This window comes from Flavobacterium aquidurense, from assembly GCF_002217195.1.
GTDB lineage: Bacteria > Bacteroidota > Bacteroidia > Flavobacteriales > Flavobacteriaceae > Flavobacterium > Flavobacterium frigidimaris.
On the sequence record NZ_MUGR01000002.1, the window covers coordinates 26153 to 45397 of the forward strand.

At 37.7% G+C, this 19245-nt stretch carries 14 protein-coding genes; 3 read left to right on the forward strand and 11 right to left on the reverse strand.

All coding sequences use genetic code 11. The annotated features are described in order from the left end of the window. Positions 1-62: 62 nt before the first annotated feature. Both B0A67_RS01340 and B0A67_RS01345 read right to left on the reverse strand, forming a co-directional pair. A complete protein-coding gene (locus B0A67_RS01340) occupies positions 63-1487 on the reverse strand; it encodes a SusD/RagB family nutrient-binding outer membrane lipoprotein (protein WP_072958524.1) in 1425 nt (474 codons plus the stop codon). Positions 1488-1499: 12 nt separating this feature from the next. Then, the gene (locus B0A67_RS01345; RefSeq protein ID WP_072958521.1) at positions 1500-4679 is read right to left on the reverse strand and encodes a SusC/RagA family TonB-linked outer membrane protein; all 3180 of its coding nucleotides are present in this window, start codon (positions 4677-4679) and stop codon (positions 1500-1502) included. Positions 4680-5436: 757 nt separating this feature from the next. Between B0A67_RS01345 and B0A67_RS01350 the strand changes: the two genes are divergently transcribed. Continuing rightward, positions 5437-5655: a hypothetical protein gene (locus tag B0A67_RS01350; RefSeq protein ID WP_072958518.1), complete on the forward strand. Its 219-nt coding sequence runs from the start codon at positions 5437-5439 to the stop codon at positions 5653-5655. A 41-nt stretch (positions 5656-5696) separates the two neighbouring features. On the opposite strand, the gene B0A67_RS01355 is transcribed toward B0A67_RS01350, so the two are convergent. The 4 genes from B0A67_RS01355 to B0A67_RS01370 all read right to left on the reverse strand — a co-directional run bounded on the left by B0A67_RS01355 (position 5697) and on the right by B0A67_RS01370 (position 11044). Then, positions 5697-6890 (reverse strand): MFS transporter, encoded by a 1194-nt coding sequence (locus tag B0A67_RS01355; protein ID WP_072958516.1) that lies wholly within the window; start codon positions 6888-6890, stop codon positions 5697-5699. A gap of 161 nt (positions 6891-7051) precedes the next feature. After that, on the reverse strand, positions 7052-8005 hold the full coding sequence (locus B0A67_RS01360) for a carbohydrate kinase family protein (protein ID WP_072958513.1): 954 nt from the start codon (positions 8003-8005) through the stop codon (positions 7052-7054). A gap of 260 nt (positions 8006-8265) precedes the next feature. After that, positions 8266-9582 carry an MFS transporter gene (locus B0A67_RS01365; protein WP_072958511.1) on the reverse strand — a complete coding sequence of 439 codons (1317 nt, stop codon included), beginning with the start codon at positions 9580-9582 and terminating at the stop codon, positions 8266-8268. A gap of 25 nt (positions 9583-9607) precedes the next feature. After that, positions 9608-11044: a mannitol dehydrogenase family protein gene (locus tag B0A67_RS01370; RefSeq protein ID WP_072958509.1), complete on the reverse strand. Its 1437-nt coding sequence runs from the start codon at positions 11042-11044 to the stop codon at positions 9608-9610. Between the two features lie 335 nt (positions 11045-11379). On the opposite strand from B0A67_RS01370, the gene B0A67_RS01375 reads away from it, so the two are divergent. Next, positions 11380-12402: a LacI family DNA-binding transcriptional regulator gene (locus tag B0A67_RS01375; RefSeq protein WP_242670902.1), complete on the forward strand. Its 1023-nt coding sequence runs from the start codon at positions 11380-11382 to the stop codon at positions 12400-12402. Positions 12403-12467: 65 nt separating this feature from the next. Further along, a complete protein-coding gene (locus B0A67_RS01380) occupies positions 12468-13916 on the forward strand; it encodes an FAD-dependent oxidoreductase (RefSeq protein WP_072958710.1) in 1449 nt (482 codons plus the stop codon). Positions 13917-13984: 68 nt separating this feature from the next. On the opposite strand, the gene B0A67_RS01385 is transcribed toward B0A67_RS01380, so the two are convergent. The 5 genes from B0A67_RS01385 to B0A67_RS01405 all read right to left on the reverse strand — a co-directional run bounded on the left by B0A67_RS01385 (position 13985) and on the right by B0A67_RS01405 (position 19184). Continuing rightward, on the reverse strand, positions 13985-14932 hold the full coding sequence (locus B0A67_RS01385; protein WP_072958502.1) for a DUF4465 domain-containing protein: 948 nt from the start codon (positions 14930-14932) through the stop codon (positions 13985-13987). Positions 14933-14987: 55 nt separating this feature from the next. Continuing rightward, positions 14988-16214, reverse strand: coding sequence for a hypothetical protein (locus tag B0A67_RS01390; RefSeq protein ID WP_084074521.1), 1227 nt, complete (start codon positions 16212-16214; stop codon positions 14988-14990). Positions 16215-16221: 7 nt separating this feature from the next. Further along, complete coding sequence (locus B0A67_RS01395; protein WP_072958499.1) at positions 16222-17451, reverse strand: hypothetical protein; 1230 nt, start codon at positions 17449-17451, stop codon at positions 16222-16224. Between the two features lie 43 nt (positions 17452-17494). After that, positions 17495-18784, reverse strand: a complete 1290-nt coding sequence (locus tag B0A67_RS01400) for a hypothetical protein (protein WP_072958497.1) — start codon at positions 18782-18784, stop codon at positions 17495-17497. Positions 18785-18854: 70 nt separating this feature from the next. Next, positions 18855-19184, reverse strand: a complete 330-nt coding sequence (locus tag B0A67_RS01405) for a hypothetical protein (protein WP_072958494.1) — start codon at positions 19182-19184, stop codon at positions 18855-18857. Positions 19185-19245: the final 61 nt, after the last annotated feature.

Below are 19245 nucleotides of genomic sequence, written 5' to 3' on the forward strand. Positions count from 1 at the left end.
AATCTTTCGATTTAGCTTTTTTATTTAATAATATAGTGGAGTATCCTTTTTTGGAATTCAGTTTATTTTACATCAAACCATAGTTTTGTCGTAAGTAAGTCTTTTCCCTGTGCAGATACTGCAGTCTGATAACTTGTTCCGTTCAACGATTGCTCAGTACCCGGATAAAAGAAACGTGAAGGAATCTGCCCGTTCAAAACAGTAGATGGACCAGCAGTCAATACAGGATAATCAAGTCTTCTCCATTCCACAAAGGCATCGAGACCTTGTCCAAAGAATGCAATCCATTTTTGCGTACCAATAGATTTTGCATAATTAGTTGCGTCGTATTTCACAGATGCCTGATTAAGATAACTAGAAATGGCTGTCGCATTGGTAATGCCAAATTGATTGAACGATGCTGTAATAGCCTCTTTATAAAGCTGCTCTGCATCTCCGGCGATAAAACCACGAGCTACTGCTTCAGAAAGATTGAACAACGTTTCAGAATACGAAACAATTACTGCCGGTGATGTCGAAGTCAGGAAGTAACTTCCGGGTTTTGATGTTTTAGCAAAACCCTGGCTATTGGCATCACTATTTGATAATCCATTAGCACCTCCAACATATTTGCCTACAGTAGCATCTGATGGTAACTGAGCATAAACTGGCAAACGCGGATCTGCTAATTCATTTAGCTTGTCAACCAGTGTTTTCGAAATACGAAAATCGTCACGGGTTTCAAACCAGGCCGAAGCAGGATTTTGCTGAGGCGAACTGATGTAAGTAAACTTAAAAGTATCATTATTACTGCTTAATACTCCCGCAGCGTCGCTTGTCGCTTCAATCGCAGCTTGCTTGGCTAAAGCAGGTTCTTTATCAGAAATTCTCAAAGCAATACGCAAACGAAGCGAATTTACCAGTTTTTTCCATTTTGAAATGTCTCCTTTATAAGCTAAATCTCCTGTAACTGCACCATTTGCGGGATTCAACAGCGATTGAGCTTGTTTCAGATCTTCTAATAATCCTGTGTATACTTCTTTTTGAGTATTGTATGCCGGTGTTACTTTCTGACCTGCTTCTTTATAAGGAATGCTTCCGTAAGCATCTGTCAACAATAAGAATGTCCATGAACGCAACGTTAATGCAATTCCTTTATAGTTTGAATTTGCCTGTTGATCTGAAAATTTCAGAATCGTGTTCAAATCCGTGATTAAAGTTGCATATCCTGTATTCCATAACGAAACGAATGAAGTGTTGGATACATCGTATCTGTCCGGTTCTGTGTATTGAATTTTAGCCCAATGCTGCACAAATAGCAAAGACGAGTTAAAGTTATTATCAGATCCCCAATAGATGTCAGCGCCCTGTTTTAATGATCCTGTTAACAGGTAAGGTGCTAAAGGTGTTTCTGTTGCGTTTGGATTTTTATTAATTTCATCCAGACTGTCGCTGCAAGAGACCAATGATACTGCAAACAGCGTTATATAAGCTAGTTTTTTTAGCATGATTTCGTGTTTTTAAAATTTAAGATTAACATTAAGACTAAAGCTTCTTGTTGTTGGCAAAGCCAAACTCTCCAATCCTTGTCCGTTTCCTGTATTAAAAGCTGATTCAGGATCAATATTTGGTACATCTTTGTAGATAAAAAACAAATTACGACCTACTGCAGTAACACTTGCGGCCTGAAAACCAAGTTTCTTAGCAAATGACTTATTGAAATTGTAAGCCAGTTTTATTTCTCTTAATTTTACAAAAGTTGAACTGTAAATATAAGCTTCACTTATATTGTATGAAGCTTTGTAATATTCCTGTGCACTAATTACCTGATTGTTTGGTGTTCCGTCAGCATGTACTCCGTTAAAGATCATTCCGTCATCATATACCACAGCTCCGTTTGGAGCAGTACCGCCATTCAATAAAGTTTTCGTAGTACCAGTTACATAATAATTTAACCCGCCATTAGCAGCATCACGACCCGGCATCGTTTGATCTAATACACCAGTATAAGTACCTGTTCTGTTGGTTCCTGAAAAAAGTTCTCCACCTACACGGGCATCAACAAGAAACGAAAGTTCAAGGTTTTTATAAGTCAATGTGTTCGTAATACCACCTAAAAAGTCTGGAGTATAATGTCCTAATACTTTTTTTGTTGGATCAGCTTGCGGCAATCCGTTTGCTCCTACTATTATATTTCCGTTTGTATCACGCAAATAAGCTGTACCGTAAAGTGCTCCGTAAGCTTGTCCTACAGATGCCAATACATCAACACCTCCTGAAGAAGCAATTGTGTAGTTTTGAATCTGTTTTTCATAATCAAGAATATCAACTTTGCTTATATTTCTTGAATAATTTACACCCACGTTCCATTTAAAATCACGAGTCTGAATAGGAGTTCCGTCCAATTGAACCTCTATACCGTGGTTGTTTATTTTACCGGCATTGATTAATTGCGAATTATAACCGCTCGCAGTAGTTGTTTTGATTTCCAGAATCTGGTCAAAACTATTAGTGTTATAGTAAGCGACATCAAGGTGCAGTCTGTTTTTCCAGAAAGAAGATTCCAGACCTACTTCAGTAGAACGGGTTGTTTCAGGTTTCAGGTTCTCATTAAGTTTCTTTTTAGAAGAAGTCTGAATTGGATTTCCGTCAAATGCCGTTTGAAAATCATAAACCGTAGCCAATTGATATGGATCTGCATCGTTACCTACTTCAGACCAGCCACCACGTAGTTTTAAGAAATCTAAAGTACTGCTTTTTAAATTCAGTGCATCAGATAATACTAAACTACCACTAACAGAAGGATAGAAATAAGAACGGTTGCTGCTTGGCAATGTCGATGACCAGTCATTACGTCCGGTTACATTCAAAAACGCATAGTTTTTATACCCTACTTGTGCAGAAGCATATACACTATATACTTTTAATTCTGAGAAATAGTTAGATGAAGTCAACGGATCACGGGAGTTGGTCAATGTGTACAAATCAGGTACAGCCAAACGTGGTGCTTTTTGATAATTGTTGGCATCACTGTGGTTACGTTCATTGAATCCTGCAAGAGCGTCTATACTAAAATCGTCATTCACTTTCTTGGTATACGTAAAAATACCTTCTGTATTTCTTTCATCTACAGTGTACGCATCTTCAGCATAAGATCCAAAAGGAGTTCCGTTTGTACCATATTTAATCTCGTATTTTCTGCGGTCGTTATAATAGTCAACTCCTGTACGGAATTTAAAAAGAAGTCCGTCTGCAAGTTTTGCTTCTAAATGGATATCTCCTATAAAGCGGTTACGCTGTTGGCTTGTAGTATTGTAATACGCATTCCAATATGGATTGCTGTAATAGCTATTGTTCCAGTTAACATCTCTGTTATCTCTAAGTGCATCCGTATCAACCTGACGTCCGAACCAAAGAAACTGTAGCATTACACCAGCAGCACGGTTACCTGATGGTCCTCCTGGCAAAGTTGGAGCAGTCGTAACAATATAATTTGCCGTAACCCCTACTTTTATACCTTTGGTTATTTGGTAATTCGTGTTAACCGTAAAGTTCGTTTTGTTTATTTCACTATTAGGTACTGTTCCTAATTGTTTTTGATTGTTTACTCCTAAACGAAAATCTGATTTATCATCTGATTTGGCGATCGAAATACTGTTATCATAAGTAAGACCTGTATTAAAGAAGTTCTTCACATTATCAGGATGCGCCACAAAAGGAACTGCTACCCCATTTGAATTGAACTGAGGAATAAGGCGTCCGTCTAATTTAGGTCCCCAACTTTCGTCAACACCATCATTAATTCCGCCACCTTTACCATCTACATAGCTAAATCTTCCGTTTGATCCCTGTCCAAATGAATTTTGGAATCTAGGTAAAGTTGCAACCTGTGAAACCGTGATACCTGAACTGAAGCTTATGCCTAATCCTTGCTGACTTTTTCCGGATTTTGTAGTAATCAGAACAACACCATGTGCTGCACGTGATCCGTAAAGAGCAGCAGCATTTGGTCCTTTAAGTACCGTTAAGGTTTCAATATCCTGCGGATTTAAATCGGCAATTGCATTTCTAAAATCACGGGTAGCTCCACCAACAGATCCTAATTGCGAGTTGTCTACCGGAACTCCGTCAACCACAAATAATGGTTGGTTATTTCCTGATATAGACGTTTCTCCACGAATAATGATACGTGAAGATCCCATATCTCCTTGTGAATTGGTGATACGTACTCCGGCCAATTTACCACTAAGACCATTTAAAAAATTCGTTTCTTTTGTTTCTGACAACTCCTTGCCTTTAAGCGCCTGAGTTGTATATCCTAACGATTTCTTTTCTTTTGTAATACCTAGTGCGGTAACTACTACTTCTGATAATGCATTTTGCTCTTCAGTAAGACTAATAGTAATTGGATTTGAATTGACTACAACTTCCGTTTTTTTATATCCTAAAAAACTTACTATTAAAGTGTAAGGGAATTTTTGCCCTGTTTGGAAATGAAATTTTCCATCAAAATCTGTTACTGCCCCGTGTGTAGTACCTTTAATGTTTATCGAAGCGCCTATAACAGGCTCTTTTGTAACCGCATCGATTACTGTACCATCGAGTTTTGACTGAACTAAAGCTTTTGTTTCCTGCGCTTTAACCCCTATAGAAATCAACAAAATGCATAAAAATGCATATCTATTTAATTTTGTTTTCATTACTTTATTTTAGTTTAATAAATAAGGCCAGTCGAAGTTAGGTTTACTCCTCTCTCGCTTTCCTTATCGAGATGAACAATTTCTTTAAGCTTCACCATTTCTGCTGCAACAGGAATGGTCTTTTTTATCAGCTATGCATTCGTTTTTTCATTTTCATTTATTTTAGGTTACTATTCTTTAAATTGGTCCATACCAGAGTCACCCCTAAAACAAGGGTTGCTTTCATTAAAAATGGGTATAAATTAGGGATTGAAGAATTTTTGAAGGTAGCAGCCTGTAAGGCGCGAATGGCTAGATGGCTATTCCTTTTTCAAAAACAAAATATTTTATTTGATAATCTTTAATCTTTGGTATTTAACTTATTTTTAAATTCTACTAATTTGGTAGAACAAAGGTATATTAAAAATCTTAGTCCCAAAATTTTAATTGTTTTTTTTATAAAAAAAATGTTAACGAAAACGATTCATTAATTTTAATTCACTAATAATAAGAAAGTTAACTTTTAACCCTTTTTATTTTATTGTGTAAGAATTTTTCTAAAACGATAATAATATCTTCACAAAATCCTCCTGAACTCTCTAGTGTTATACAATTCAATAATTGTACTTAGTAAGCCAATGGTGCAATAGTATCGGAGGAAGTGTCTCCTATTTATTTCATGTTATATTTATCTCAAAATAAAAATTGAGTATAATAAACCTGAAAAATTACAGTTTATAGCAGGAATAAAAAGAGATAATGATTCCTATTTTCTACAATGAAAAAATTTCAAATTAAAAAAACATCACAAGACAACTGGACTGTTTCGCATAATGAATTCCCCAAATTTACCTGCGTTTTCGAAGACAAAAAATTTAATTTCAGCAGGACAATAAATGGGCTTGAAGATCCAATGGGAAGGCCGAAAGAAGTTCAACTGCTTCAAAAAATGGAAAAATGGCTTCTACAGTATCATAAGGACAAAATGAATGATTGAAGGTTAATAACGCATCCATCCCATAAACAAAACCTCTAAAATCAAATGGCTTCAGAGGTTTTGTTGTTTTTTCGAAACTGAATCCAAACATATCCTAAGGCTAAGAAAACCATTGCTGCACTCGTATACATCAGCATTGGGATTTTTGCAATTACATCCTGATACACCCATCCGGCAAAAAGTGCCCCAAGACCTATTCCAGCTTCCAGGGCAATATACATCGTTGCCATCGCTTTGCCGCGGTGTTCAGCAAAACTCATATCGACTGTCCACGCATTCAAGGCCGGAGAGACAATTCCTGTGGAAACTCCGTACAATGCGGCTCCTGCCAAAAATCCGGCAATTGATGTTGAAAATCCCACAATTACCAGCGATATAATCAATAAAAAGAGTCCGATTCCGATCAGGTTAAGCCGGCCATATTTGTCAGAAGCTTTTCCGGCGCCAAAACGAATCATTACCGAAGTGATTGTGAAGACCATGAAAAACAAACCTTTGTTAGCAATTCCTAAATGCTGACTCCAATCCGGAATCAACGTTAGAATCACACCATAAGCCATATAAGACAAAAAAGTTACGATAGCCGCCGGAAGTACTTCGAGGGCAATAATATCTTTTCGTGAAATTTTTAGAATGCGCAGGCTAAAACGCTGTTTGTGTTTTAGAGTTTCCTTCATGTTCATCAGAATAACGATAGAAAGAAGTGCAAAAACAGACGAAGCATAAAAAAGCATGTTCATAGAAGAGTACAGTTTTATCGAGCTTCCAATAGCAGGTCCAAGCGCCATTCCTATAGAAAAACACAATCCGTGTAAACCTAAAGCTTCTCCCCATCGTTCTCTTGGCACAATGTCCGCAACATAAGCCGCAGTAGCCGTAGGTTTGAATCCTGTAGAAAATCCGTGAATCAATCTCAGGAACAAAAATCCGGAAACTGTTCCTAAAACCGGATATAAAATACCGCAGACAAAACAAACAATAGAACCCACTGCCATTACGGGTACTCTTCCTAAAGTATCAGTCAACCGTCCGCTAAAAGGTCTTGAAATCCCTGCTGTTAATGTAAAAAGTGCAATAATCAGTCCTTTGTATTCTGCTCCTCCCATATTGCTTAAATATTCCGGAAGTTCAGGAATCAGCATATTAAAACTGGCAGAAAAAAGTAAGGAACTTAAACAGACTAATCCAAATTGTACATTATAAATTGGATGGATGGCTTTTACAGGGGAATTCATGAGGATTTTTTAGAAGTGCAAAAATAATGAAAACTCCACTTTAAAACTAATAACAAGCCTAAATTAGCCAGTCACTTTTTTACCGCAATTACAGTTTCATTATAATACAATAAAAGCAGCCGGTAATTAATACTTTAGCTGCTTTTACCTAATTAAAAAATTTAACGATTTACAATAACATTGTCAACTTCCTTTTTTTGTGAATGACTATTTCGTGTCTCTGCAAAAAGCTGAAAATCTGATATTTCATATTCAGGACATGCTCCTTCTTTAGATGTAATATAAGCTCCTAAAGTTACTGCCTGCTGCATAATATCATCTATAGAAGCTGTTTTATCCAGTCTTTTAGACAAAAAACCGGCTAAAAAGGCATCTCCGCTTCCTACCGTATCAGCCACTATGATATCGACAGCCGGATACAGGTACAACTCACCATCGTTGGCGTAAAGCGCTCCCTTGCTTCCTTTTGAGACGATAATTTCCGGCAGTTCAAAAACATCCTGCAGATAGCTGACAATATCTTCTTCTGAAGCGTATTGCTTTCCTAAAAATTCCATTAGCAATAATAATTCTGCTTTATTGAATTTGGCGAGGTGCGATCTATGTAAAAGATCCTTAATGACACCTAGATCATAATGTGGTTTTCGGAGATTAATATCAAAAACATTAAACCTGCTATTTTCAAGTAAGGTAAACAGTGTGTTTTTTGATTTCGGATTTCTTGTTGCAAGTGAACCGAAAACAAGAGCGTCTTCGCGTTTTATCGTTTCTATATCTTGAGCCACTACTTCTATAAAATCCCAGGCTACATTACTTACAATATCATAATGGGCTTCCTTGTGCTCATCAAATGTAGCCACAACAGTACTGGTTGGATAATTTTTGTTTATTTGAATGCTATCAACCGGGATATTCCAGTTTTCTATTTTTTTTATAATTTCTGTCCCGGCATTATCATCTCCCACGCTACTGATCATTCGGGAATCAATTCCCATTTTAAAAAGGTTGTACGCAACGTTAAAAGGCGCTCCGCCGGCACTTTTTTCCTTTCCCGGAAAAAGATCCCATAATACTTCGCCAAAACAGGCTACTTTTATCTTATTTGAATTTGTCATTTTACTATTTTTTATACTTGAGAGTAAGGCATTGGCTTTGTGGCCCTGCCGGAACTTAAAATATTCCGTTAGTTGTAGTTCTTTTTAAAACATAGAGACACAGATTCTATATGTTCCAAAAAGGTGTTTCAATTCTTTAAAAAGCACAGAACTTAGCTATGTGTAAAAAAACATATTTCGTTTTACATTCTTTTTACAGATTTAAAACCTATGTTTCTATGTGTTAAATGTAATTTTGGTAATTACATGCAACGGGTTATTTATATCATATCTTTTTCTCTGGGTTGTGATCCTATTAAAGCGTACAGCAATATCAATAGTTCGCATACAAGGGTCAGACACCAGGTCCAGCGCCACGAACCAAAGAGATCTGCCAGCGCACCCTGCAGCAATGTAAAAACTGCACCACCGAATACTGCTGATATAAAAACTCCCGAAGCCTTTGAGGTATATTGTTTTAATCCTTTTATAGAAAGCGAATAAATACAGCTCCACATAGAAGAATGCAGTAAACCTATCGCAACCAAAAACCAGATATTCTGGAAAACCATCGCAATTACAGCAAAAACTGCTGCTATGATCGTGGTGGTAATTAATTGCTGACGGGCCGAAACCCTGCTAAGAAAACTGGATATTACGCGCCCTACAAGAAAACCTCCCCAATAAAGCGTAGAAAGCAAAGCATGTATGCCAAGATCCATCCCGCCAATGATGATGTCTGTCTTCCCGAAGAAAGAAACAGGATTTCCCAACTCTTCAAGTTCAAACGCATATAAATTGATATTGGCGCCAATAGCTACCTCTGTACCTACATAAAAGAAAATAGCGATCACTCCTAGTGCAAAATGCCTGAAAGACCAAATACTCTTTTCCAGTTTTTCTCCCACTGTCGCACGGGTATGCGCGATATCAGGAATGTCAAGTTTTCGTACCAAAACTGCCACTGCCGCAATGCACAATATAAGCAGTACAAGAGGTGTAATTAACTGTTTGATTTCAATATTATCAATAGAAATTCCTCTAAACATTACCAGTGTCACAAAAAATGGTGCTGAGGTAGTTCCTATAGAATTAATTCCCGTGGTAATACTCAGACGCTGAACGGGCTGTGTACCGGGTAAATCATAAGAAGCCACATAAGGATTTACCACTACTTGTATGATTGCTGCGGAGGTACCCATTAAGTAAGAACCTAACAAGAAGACAATATATCCGTAAGGAATTACTGCTCCGCCTGCCGCGAAATGAAAATCAGGAAACCTGTATCCTATTTCTACGGCACACAAATACATTAGAAGTCCGGCTATAATAAAGAAAATACCTCTAATGATAGTCTTTTTATATCCGAAGGTATTGACCCACCTACTCCCTAAGGTACCGTTGATAAGATATCCCAGGAAAAAGAAAAAAGAAATCAAGGTGGTCAGCGTATTTTTATATGCTCCCGCTTCAGATAAAAATGTAAACTTTAAAGGTGCCTGAAGCTGCTCATTTACGGTAGTCAGAAAACCGACAATAAAATAAATAAAAGTAACTACGATGTAAGGTAATATTCTGTATTCTGATTTTAGTTTCATATTCGTTGTATTAACAGTTTGACCCTTATGCTACTATTGTTGTCAATACAGTTACTATTCCGTCTTGTTTTATCGCATTAACGAAATGCATATAAGATGCTGTAAATTTCTCTGAACTGCCAAGGTCAAAACTTTTAAACGGGGCTAACTTCAGAAAATCCTGAGGAATATCACTTTCGATAAGATCACTATCAACAGTATCCAGCCACGGTTCTGCGATATCGTATTGCAATCCGTCAGAATCTGTTTTATATTTTAAATAATGCCTGTAAGAAGCGATAAGAAAGGCCATACGTGACAAGTCTTTATCCTCTTTTATCATTTTGCCAAGATTAGGCATAATGTAAACCGGAAATTTCGAAATACCGTCATAACACAATCTGCTAAGCTGATCGCTTACTGCGCGGTTGGCAAAACGCTCTAAGAGTGTCTTTTTATACAACTCAAGATCTACCCCTTCAGGCGCAGGTACATAAGGTGTAATATCTATATTCATAAAATCCTTTAGCAGACTGATAAAAAGATTGTCGTGCATCGCAACATCAACTTTACGGTAACCCGCCAAAAATGCAGGATACGACAATAGTGTATGTGATGCATTCAAAAGACTTAGTTTCATGTTTTCGAAAACGGCAACGTCTTTTACAAACTCAACTCCTACTCTTTCCCATGCTGGTCTTCCTGCAATAAAATCATCCTCAATAACCCATTGAATAAAATCTTCGCAATAAACAGGCGCCTTGTCATCAATTCCACTTTTCTTGTTAAGGCGTTTAATATCCTCCGTTGTTGTTGCAGGCGTTATCCTATCAACCATACTGTTAGGAAAAGTAACGTTTTGTGCTACCCAGACTGCAAGTTCGTCGTCCTGTGCTTTTATAAAAGTTGTAAATGCTTTTTTTGCCGTATCACCGTTATGCTGAAGATTGTCGCAGGAAAGAATCGTGATGCCGCCATTTCCTTTTTCCTTGCGGGCACGCAACCCTTCAGCAATAAACCCAAAAACAGTAGCAGGCGATTCAGGATTTTCAATATCGTGCATGATTTTTCCATCCTCAAGCCTGAAATCACCGGTTTCCTTGTCCAGATTGTATCCGCCTTCTGTAATAGTAAGTGAGATAATTTTGATCGTACTTTCAGCGATCTTATCAATTACAGCTTTTGGATTTTCATAACCTGCTATAATTTCCTGTAACGCACCAATTTTATAAATCTCATCCTGTCCGTCCCTGCCGCAAACCGTTACGGTGTAATCAAAATCCTGTGACTTTAAATTTTCTACTGTATTTTTATCCGCAGCCAGCAAGCTTACTCCACATATACCCCAATCGCTTTGGTCTTTATGTGCTAACAACGTATTGGTATAAAATGCTTCATGCGCCCTGTGAAAGTTACCAACCCCGATATGTACTATACCCTGACTAATAGCTCTAGCATTATATTGATATTCTATAGTTTTCATTTTTTTGATTTATTTGGTAATAATTTGTCGATATTTTTATCAAACTTATGACATTCACCTACTATTTACATCGTTTTCGTAAAAAAACCATTATGGGAACGTTCCCAATATATTGGGAACGTTCCCATGTTATTAAATTGTATTTTTTAGTTTTAATTATAATTCATTTAATCACCTGAAAAAAGCAACTCCTGAACTGACAATAAGGTGTTTCAATTCATAAAAACTTACAAAATTATCCGAGGAAAAGAAACAGTTTTCTTTATAAACATAAAATCTACATCGAAGCTTCAGGACTATGTGTCGGATTATTGTTATTTTTGAACAAATTAAGCATGATGAAACGAACCACCATAAAAGATCTTGCACAGTATCTTTCCTTATCTACTTCGACTATATCGAGGGCATTGCTTAATGATAAAAACATACATTCTGATACAAAAAACAGGGTTTTGGAAGCCGCTCAAAAACTGGGATACAAACCCAATGTAACGGCTCTGAATCTCAAATACGGCAAAACGAAAAGCATAGGATTTGTTGTTCCGGAAATGACAACTCCTTTTTCATCTAAAGTGCTGCAAGGTGTTCACAACATTCTTTATCCTTTGGGATATAAGGTTATCATTCTGCAATCAGACGAAGATCCTGTACGCGAAAGGGAAAATCTGCTGTTGCTGGAAAGTTTTAATGTTGACGGGATTATCATTAATCTTTGCCACGAAACCCACAATCAGAGTATCTATGAAGAAATAATACATCGCGGAACTCCCTTGGTATTTTTTGACAGAATCCCACAAAATACGCTTGATGTTTCGAAAGTTTTGGTGGACGATCATATTAAGGCCTCTTTGATGATCGAACATCTTATTAGTTGTGGGCGTACCAAAATTGTGCATTTAATGGGGCCTTCGACTGTTCGAAATGCGATAGAACGTGCAGGTGGTTATCAACGTATTTTAACCAAGCATAATCTTTACGATTCGCAACTTATGATAAAGACTAATGGCGTAGGATTTGAAGCCGGAAGAATTGCCGCCAAACAATTAATTGACAACAACGTGAAATTTGACAGTATTTTTGCTTTTACTGATACCTTAGCGATTGGTGCGATGAACTATTTACAGGAACAAGGTATAAAAGTTCCTGAAGAAATTGCCATTGCAAGTTTCTCGGGAACAGAATTCTCTGTCAATGTATTTCCTCAATTGACCAGTGTCGAGCAGCCTTTGACTCAAATGGGCGAAAGTGCCGCAACACTTTTAATCGAAAAAATAAAAGACAATACATCAGCAAGCCAAACGATAATACTGGATGCTAAACTTGTATATCGTGCTTCTACATTAGGTAAAGAAGTGTAAAATCTATTGGTCTAAAAACAATTGAGAATAGCCTGAATAAAGTGAAAAAAGAAGGAGTAAAAAAAATGAAAAATGAAGGAACAAACTGGACTATTTGTCCGGAATGTCAGGGACGCGGCAAAAAAAGCCAACGGCTCAGCAAGAAAGTAAGACTCCGTTATCAGACCGCACTGGATGAGTTCGAAAAAGCAAATAGCGAAGAAACAGCTCCGGTTCGCCCTAAAGCCCACTTAATCTCCTGTTTGAACTGTTCGGGATCCGGATTACTTCCTTCCCTTGATCCTGCTTTACCGGACAAAGAAAATTACCCGCACGTTGCAATTATTGGCGCAGGTATTGGCGGAGTGGCTCTGGCAGTGGCCTGTTTGCACCGCGGAATCCCTTTTACGCTTTACGAACGCGACAGCAATTTTGATTCCCGATCTCAGGGTTACGGACTGACTTTGCAGCAAGCCAGTAAAGCAATCGAAGGATTTGGGATTTTCTCCTTAAACGAAGGCGTGATTTCAACACGACATTTGGTTCATACTACAGAAGGAAACGTAATTGGGGAATGGGGCGTGAGAAAATGGATACCGTCTGATACAACAACATTTCAGAAACGTTCGAATATACATATTGCGCGACAATCTTTACGTCTGGCACTTCTGGAGCAACTTGGCGGAGAAAGTGCCGTAAATTGGGGACATCAATTAATAGATTTTACCAAATGTAAAGATGAAAGTATTACCCTGAGCTTTCAGGTAAACGGAGAGATCAAAAATTGCAAGGCTGATGTTGTAGTTGGCGCGGATGGTATTCGCAGCTCAGTTCGGAAGCTATTGATTGGTGAAGATGTTACGCCTTTGCGTTATCTGGGCTGTATTGTAATATTGGGTATTTGTCCTTTGAAAGCTCTTAAAGGACTTGATAGCTCTTTATTAGATTCCGCTACCGTATTTCAAACTGCCAATGGCAATGAGCGCATCTACATGATGCCATATACGTCTGATGCCATAATGTGGCAGCTTAGTTTTCCTATGACCGAAGATGAGGCCAAGACATTAAGCGCTCAGGGGCTTAAAGCTCTTAAAGAAGAAGCCTGTCGCAGAACACAATGGCACAGTCCTATACCTGAAATTTTATTAGCAACACCGGAAGCTCAGATTTCCGGTTATCCCGTATATGACCGTGAATTGCTTCGCTCTGAATTGTTGGAAAAAAACGGACAAATAACACTAATTGGAGATGCAGCGCACCCAATGAGCCCTTTTAAAGGACAAGGAGCCAATCAGGCACTTCTTGATGCGCTCACATTGGCCCGGCTGCTATTTAAAGGATGTAAATCTTTATCACATTGGAAAAAAGTGGGATTAAGAGAAAGTGTATTGAATGAATTTGAAACAGAAATGTTAGAAAGGAGTGCTGTCAAAGTAAAAGATTCAGCAGATGCCGCCCAATTCCTGCATTCTGATATTGTACTACATGAAGGCGATGAACCAAGAGGACGCTGTTTGAAGAAAAAAGACGATTAAAAAATAGACTATAATAAATAAGAGCCATCTTTTAATGGCTCTTATTGTATCTGGTATACTCTAATGTTTTATTCTGTTCGTTTTACTGATAACTTATCCAGACAAAAATAAGCTGCGGTATTCATTCCATAAACTAAATCAAAGTCTGTTGAAGACATTTGAAAAACAAGATATTGTACTTCTCCTAAACTTTGAAGATTAGTTGCGCTTACATTTACCCAGCCTGTAGGCATTACCAATGAAGATCCTGTATGATTGGCTAATGTATGAGTAATGGGATTGGTAATAGTTCCGTCTTCGGTTACGCCGTAAATTAATAATTTGAAAGAATCACCTGAAGTAAACGCCCTTGCAAATCCATCTCCGTACAAACAACCGTAATAGGGCCATGGATGCATGTTTATTTTTAATCCTTCAACTTGGTATAATCCAGTGTTTCCAATTTTAATCCAGTTAGAAAAACTGCTTTCGCTAAAAGTAGTTCCTTGTGGATTTTTAGGATCTAAATAACTTGACCAATAGGCAACAATATAAGGATCTCCTGCTGTTCCCGGAGTCCCCGGAGTTACAGAAGAAGAACTTCCAAAGCCACTTCCCGCCATTGTTCCCCACTGATGCGCTACCCAGCCATCAGATCCGCCAGGTGCTGCGCCTGAACCATAATCGGTAATATCATTTACATTAGATACCGTAAAACCATCCCAGTAATTATAACCTGCAGAAGTTGCTGTATGCGAAAATGTAAAGATGTCAACATTAAGATTAGTACCGGAAACATAGGTATTCTCCCAGTATTTACCGCCAGTTGTAGTGGTTCCGCTTGCTAATAATGCACTGGTCAGAGTAAGTGTTGATGTGGTTCCAATTGCCGGATCTGTGACCGTTTTTCTTGTTACGCCACTTTTGCTTGTTGCTACTGCACTTGCGCTTTCGTTATTTAAAGGAGCATCATCATTGTTACAGGATGAAAGGCCTAAAAACAAACCTACTGTCAAAACATAAAGTACTTTTTTCATCATTTATAAAATTTAGGGTTAATAATTCGTCTTTAATTAATTTTAAAAAGTAGGCTTATTTGCTTTTAGAAAAATTCAAATCTTCTGCCTGTATAAAGTAGCTTGTTACCAGATCTGTAGCGCCAGCCTCCGCAAATGTCGAAACGAATACTTTGATAAAATCGATTCCCGGTAAATGAACTTTCTTTCCCTTATTGTCTACAGCCCAGCTAATATCTATTGACGGATCTTTGATGCCTCCGTAACCCCACTCAAAAGCTCCTACATTAAACACTGTACCTTCTCCATCGCTAACATCTTTTACCGGTAAATACACTTTTGTTCCTTTTACTGTATAAGATTCTCCCATCCATTGTGGATAATAATTATAGCGTCTCCATTTTTTTGTTTTTGTAATAAAACCGGATGCGTTTTTATTGTCTGTCCATTTAAGATATTCTTTATCAAACTGCCAGTCCTTTGTGCCTGTTACAGCTGCTTTAGCCGGATCAGGCTTGTTGTATGTCATTTCATAATTTTTGACAGTAGTCGATTTATGGTATTCACTACCCGCAATTTCGTACCATTCGTTTTCGTCTGCGATACCGTTTTTATTAGCATCGTAGGCAACATATATGCTTACGGGAGAAAATTTTAAACTACCGTTGTTCTCATTCATTAAAACCTTGAAATCGCGTTTACCATACGTATTTATTACTGTATGGTCAAAAGCTGTAACAATTGATCCTCCAAAAGTTCCTAATGAGATACCATTTTCTTCTGTAAGATCTGATTGAATTTGTGCCATAACTTCTGCTTTGGTCGTGAATGGAGTATTATCACTGCTATAACTAGGTGCAGGCAAATAATCGATAACAGATATTACTTTTGAAGTATAGGTTTTGCCTGTTTCTGAAACAGCAACTTTTGTAGACACCTGTTTTGTCAGTTTACCTAATGTTACGGTTAGATCTACAGTATAACTGGCTGATTTGGGCGCTATGAACTGTAATGTCTTCGTGTCTCCAATAACAGAATCTTTTACAGTTCCGTTAGTACCAGTTGCTTTTACTGTCCATTTATATTCTGCAAGAGCCGGATCGCCATTTTCAATCACTACTTCGGGATCTACAGTAACCGCATTATACCTGCTTACTGTAAAATCTGAGGCTAATTTTAAGGAAAGTGAAGCTTCTTTTACTGGTTGCGTTTCAGGATTGTCTTCTTTTGAATCATCATTGCTGCAGCAATAAAAAGCGCCAACAGCTACCAGAAACAAACTATGTTTTAAATACTTTTTCATATTCTTATTATTTTACTTTTTTTAAATTGTATTTTTTTAACAGATGAAGATCCGCAGCACCTGCAAATCGGGTAGCCATTGAAGATTGTTGATGACAAAGTCCCATTGGTTCGCTCACACAGTTTACTACTTTTATAAAATTAATTCCCGGAAGATTGGCCTTATTTCCGTTTTTATCTACTGCCCAGTCGATATCAATATCAGGGTTTACAGCATTTGCATATCCCCATTGCGGAGGAGTAAAATTCCATAGTGTAGTTTGTCCCGGACGTGCCGTAACAAAATCTACATTCAGTTTTGTTCCTTCATACGTAACCGCATTCTGAGTAGCCCATAAAGGATAATATTCCTTTTTGCTCTTCGATCTTGGCAGGTAATAAGTCTCAGCTGAGTTGTTTTCGCAAAAGATGTGCTCACGATCCACAAACATATCATTAGGCCCGCCAACTACTACAGGCGCTCCTGCTGCTTTTTTATGATAGGTAATTTTAAAATTCTTTATGGTATTTGCTTTTGTATGCTGACTTCCTATGATTTCGTACCATTCATCTTCGTCCGGTTTTCCGTTTCCATTTTTATCATATGCAACATATATTAAGCCCGGTGCCGGCGGATTGGCTTTATCTGTTAAATCACCACCGTAAATTTTAAAATCACCTTGTCCCGGAACATTCACAACAGTATGATCAAAACCTACGATAACAGATCCTCCAAAACCACCTAAATCAAGTTGATATCCCACGCTGGTTTCATTGATTCTGCCCAATGCAGTTCGTACGATATCTTCTTTTTTGAATCCGTCTTTATATAAATCGTTGGCAAACATTCCCGGTGCCGGATCAAAATCAAAAATGCTTGTGATGTAAGGATTGTAGTTTTTAGCCTCATTCGTTACATTGATTATTGTTTTTTTGCTGCCTTTTTTATCCCCTGACGAAACATTTAAAGTAAGTTCATAAGCGCCAGCGTAAATCGCTGTAAAACGCAGGTCTTTTGTATTTCCTACGATAGAATCTGTAGTTTGGTTCACCGGATTTTTGGTCAAAACCCACTCGTAAACAGGACTGGAAATTTCGGCAGAAGCCACTATGTTTAAAACACTAAATGTTGGCGCTTCATATTTTTCCTGAAGTGTAATTGCGATCAATTTTTGCTCAGGTTTATCATCATTACTGCTGCATCCTGTAAACACGGCTGCAAAGGCAATTAATAATAAATGGGTAAAGTTTTTTTTCATAATTTCTGGTATAATAATTTAATTTAACACACTATTTAATGGATTATCGGGTTGGGATGTTTTCTCCCAAAAGGTGCAAATCTGTGGCTCCCATAATCTCTGTCGATGTCTCACCAAGCCATCCAGCCTGCTGATTAAGACCATTGTAAACTTTCACAAAATCAATTCCCGGAAGACGGATTTTATCTCCGTTTTTATCTATCGCCCAATCAATATCAATCGCCGAATCATCATCATTGTTAGGCGCATTGTCTGCGTAGCCGTATAAAAAGGCATACTGCACAAAATAACTTCCTGTTCCACTTTCGTCAACCGCATTGTCCGGTAATCTTGTACCTTTAAAAGTGATACTTTGCTGATCTTTCAGCCATTTTGGCCAATATTCAAGAGAATGGTTGTAAGCATTGTTTTGTACCAGATAACCGTCTTTGCCCTGATTGTCCTTCCAATAGATATATTCCGTATCCGTAAAATTTACTGTTCCTGTTCCACCGCCCGGAACGGGTATTTTATTAGGATCCGGTCTGTAATAGGTTATTTCATAATTATGAATCGTTTTTTCCATTTTATGTCCGGCACCTTCTATTTCGTACCATTCATCGTCCGGAAGCCCGTTTTTGTTTTTATCATAAGACACCATGATTACCCCCGCTTCACTACTGCCGCCACGCATAGTACTATTAGGGTTAGGATTGGCTTCTGCCCAAAACGCATTACCCAATACCCTGAAATCGCGTTTTTCCTTAACATTTACAATAGTATGGTCGAAGCCAAAAACAACATAACCACCAAAAGCACCAAGAGAAATCAGGTCTCCGTTTTTCTTGGCCAGGTAAGTATTCGTTCTTGTCAAAACCCTCTCGGCCGTATCTCCATCATTGGCTGCCGGCAAATCGTTTATAAATTGTCCCGGAGCAGGTTTAAATTCAAAAACTTTAGCGATAAAAGTTTTAAGTTCTTTTGCTTCTTTGCTTACTGTAATGACAATCTTCTGGTTCTGGATTGCTCCTTTGTCATTTATAGTAACTGTCAGATTATAAGTTCCGACTTCTGTAGCTGCAAACAAGGCTTCTTTTGTGGTTGTATTGACCAATGAATAATTCTGGGTTGGTGCATTGGTTACCGTCCAGCTGTAAGCAGCATCTGCGCCGGCTACAATATTGGGACTCACGGCAAGTATGGTAAATCTTGCTACATTATAAGGGAGATCCTGACCGGCTATTGGAGGATTACTCACATCGTCACTTCCGCCATTATCTGAACAATTGGTAAGCATAATTGCTGCAGCCAAAAGGATCGTCGATCTAAAATAGGGTAAGGCTCTTTTATACATATATTTATTGTTTTAATTTTTAATTATAAAAAGAATAGTTATTAAACTATTTGTTGAGGTAACTTTTATTTTATAACTGTCTATATGAAGAGTACAACAGATAAAAATATTCAATTGAATCCCGTAATGGCGGAATATAAATTGCTCCGACTTTGAAGTTTGTCGGAATTTTTGAATAAGGATTTTTAGGAATTGGGATTGCGAAATGAGCTTTAATATGCTCGTTTAAACTTTGAGATAATTTTCCGGACAAGCTTTTTATTACAGCGAAATGCCAACGAAGTTTTAATTGTAGTGTATCGAATTTTAAAACCCGCAAAAAAGCCTCAGACTTCCCTGATTGAACAAAGGAAGCGGTTATTACAAAATGAAATAAAAGTTTTTTTCCGGTAGTATACATCACTCATTTAATTAAATAAACTCCGTGATATAACAATCAAAAGCAATAAGAGAGAATCCCG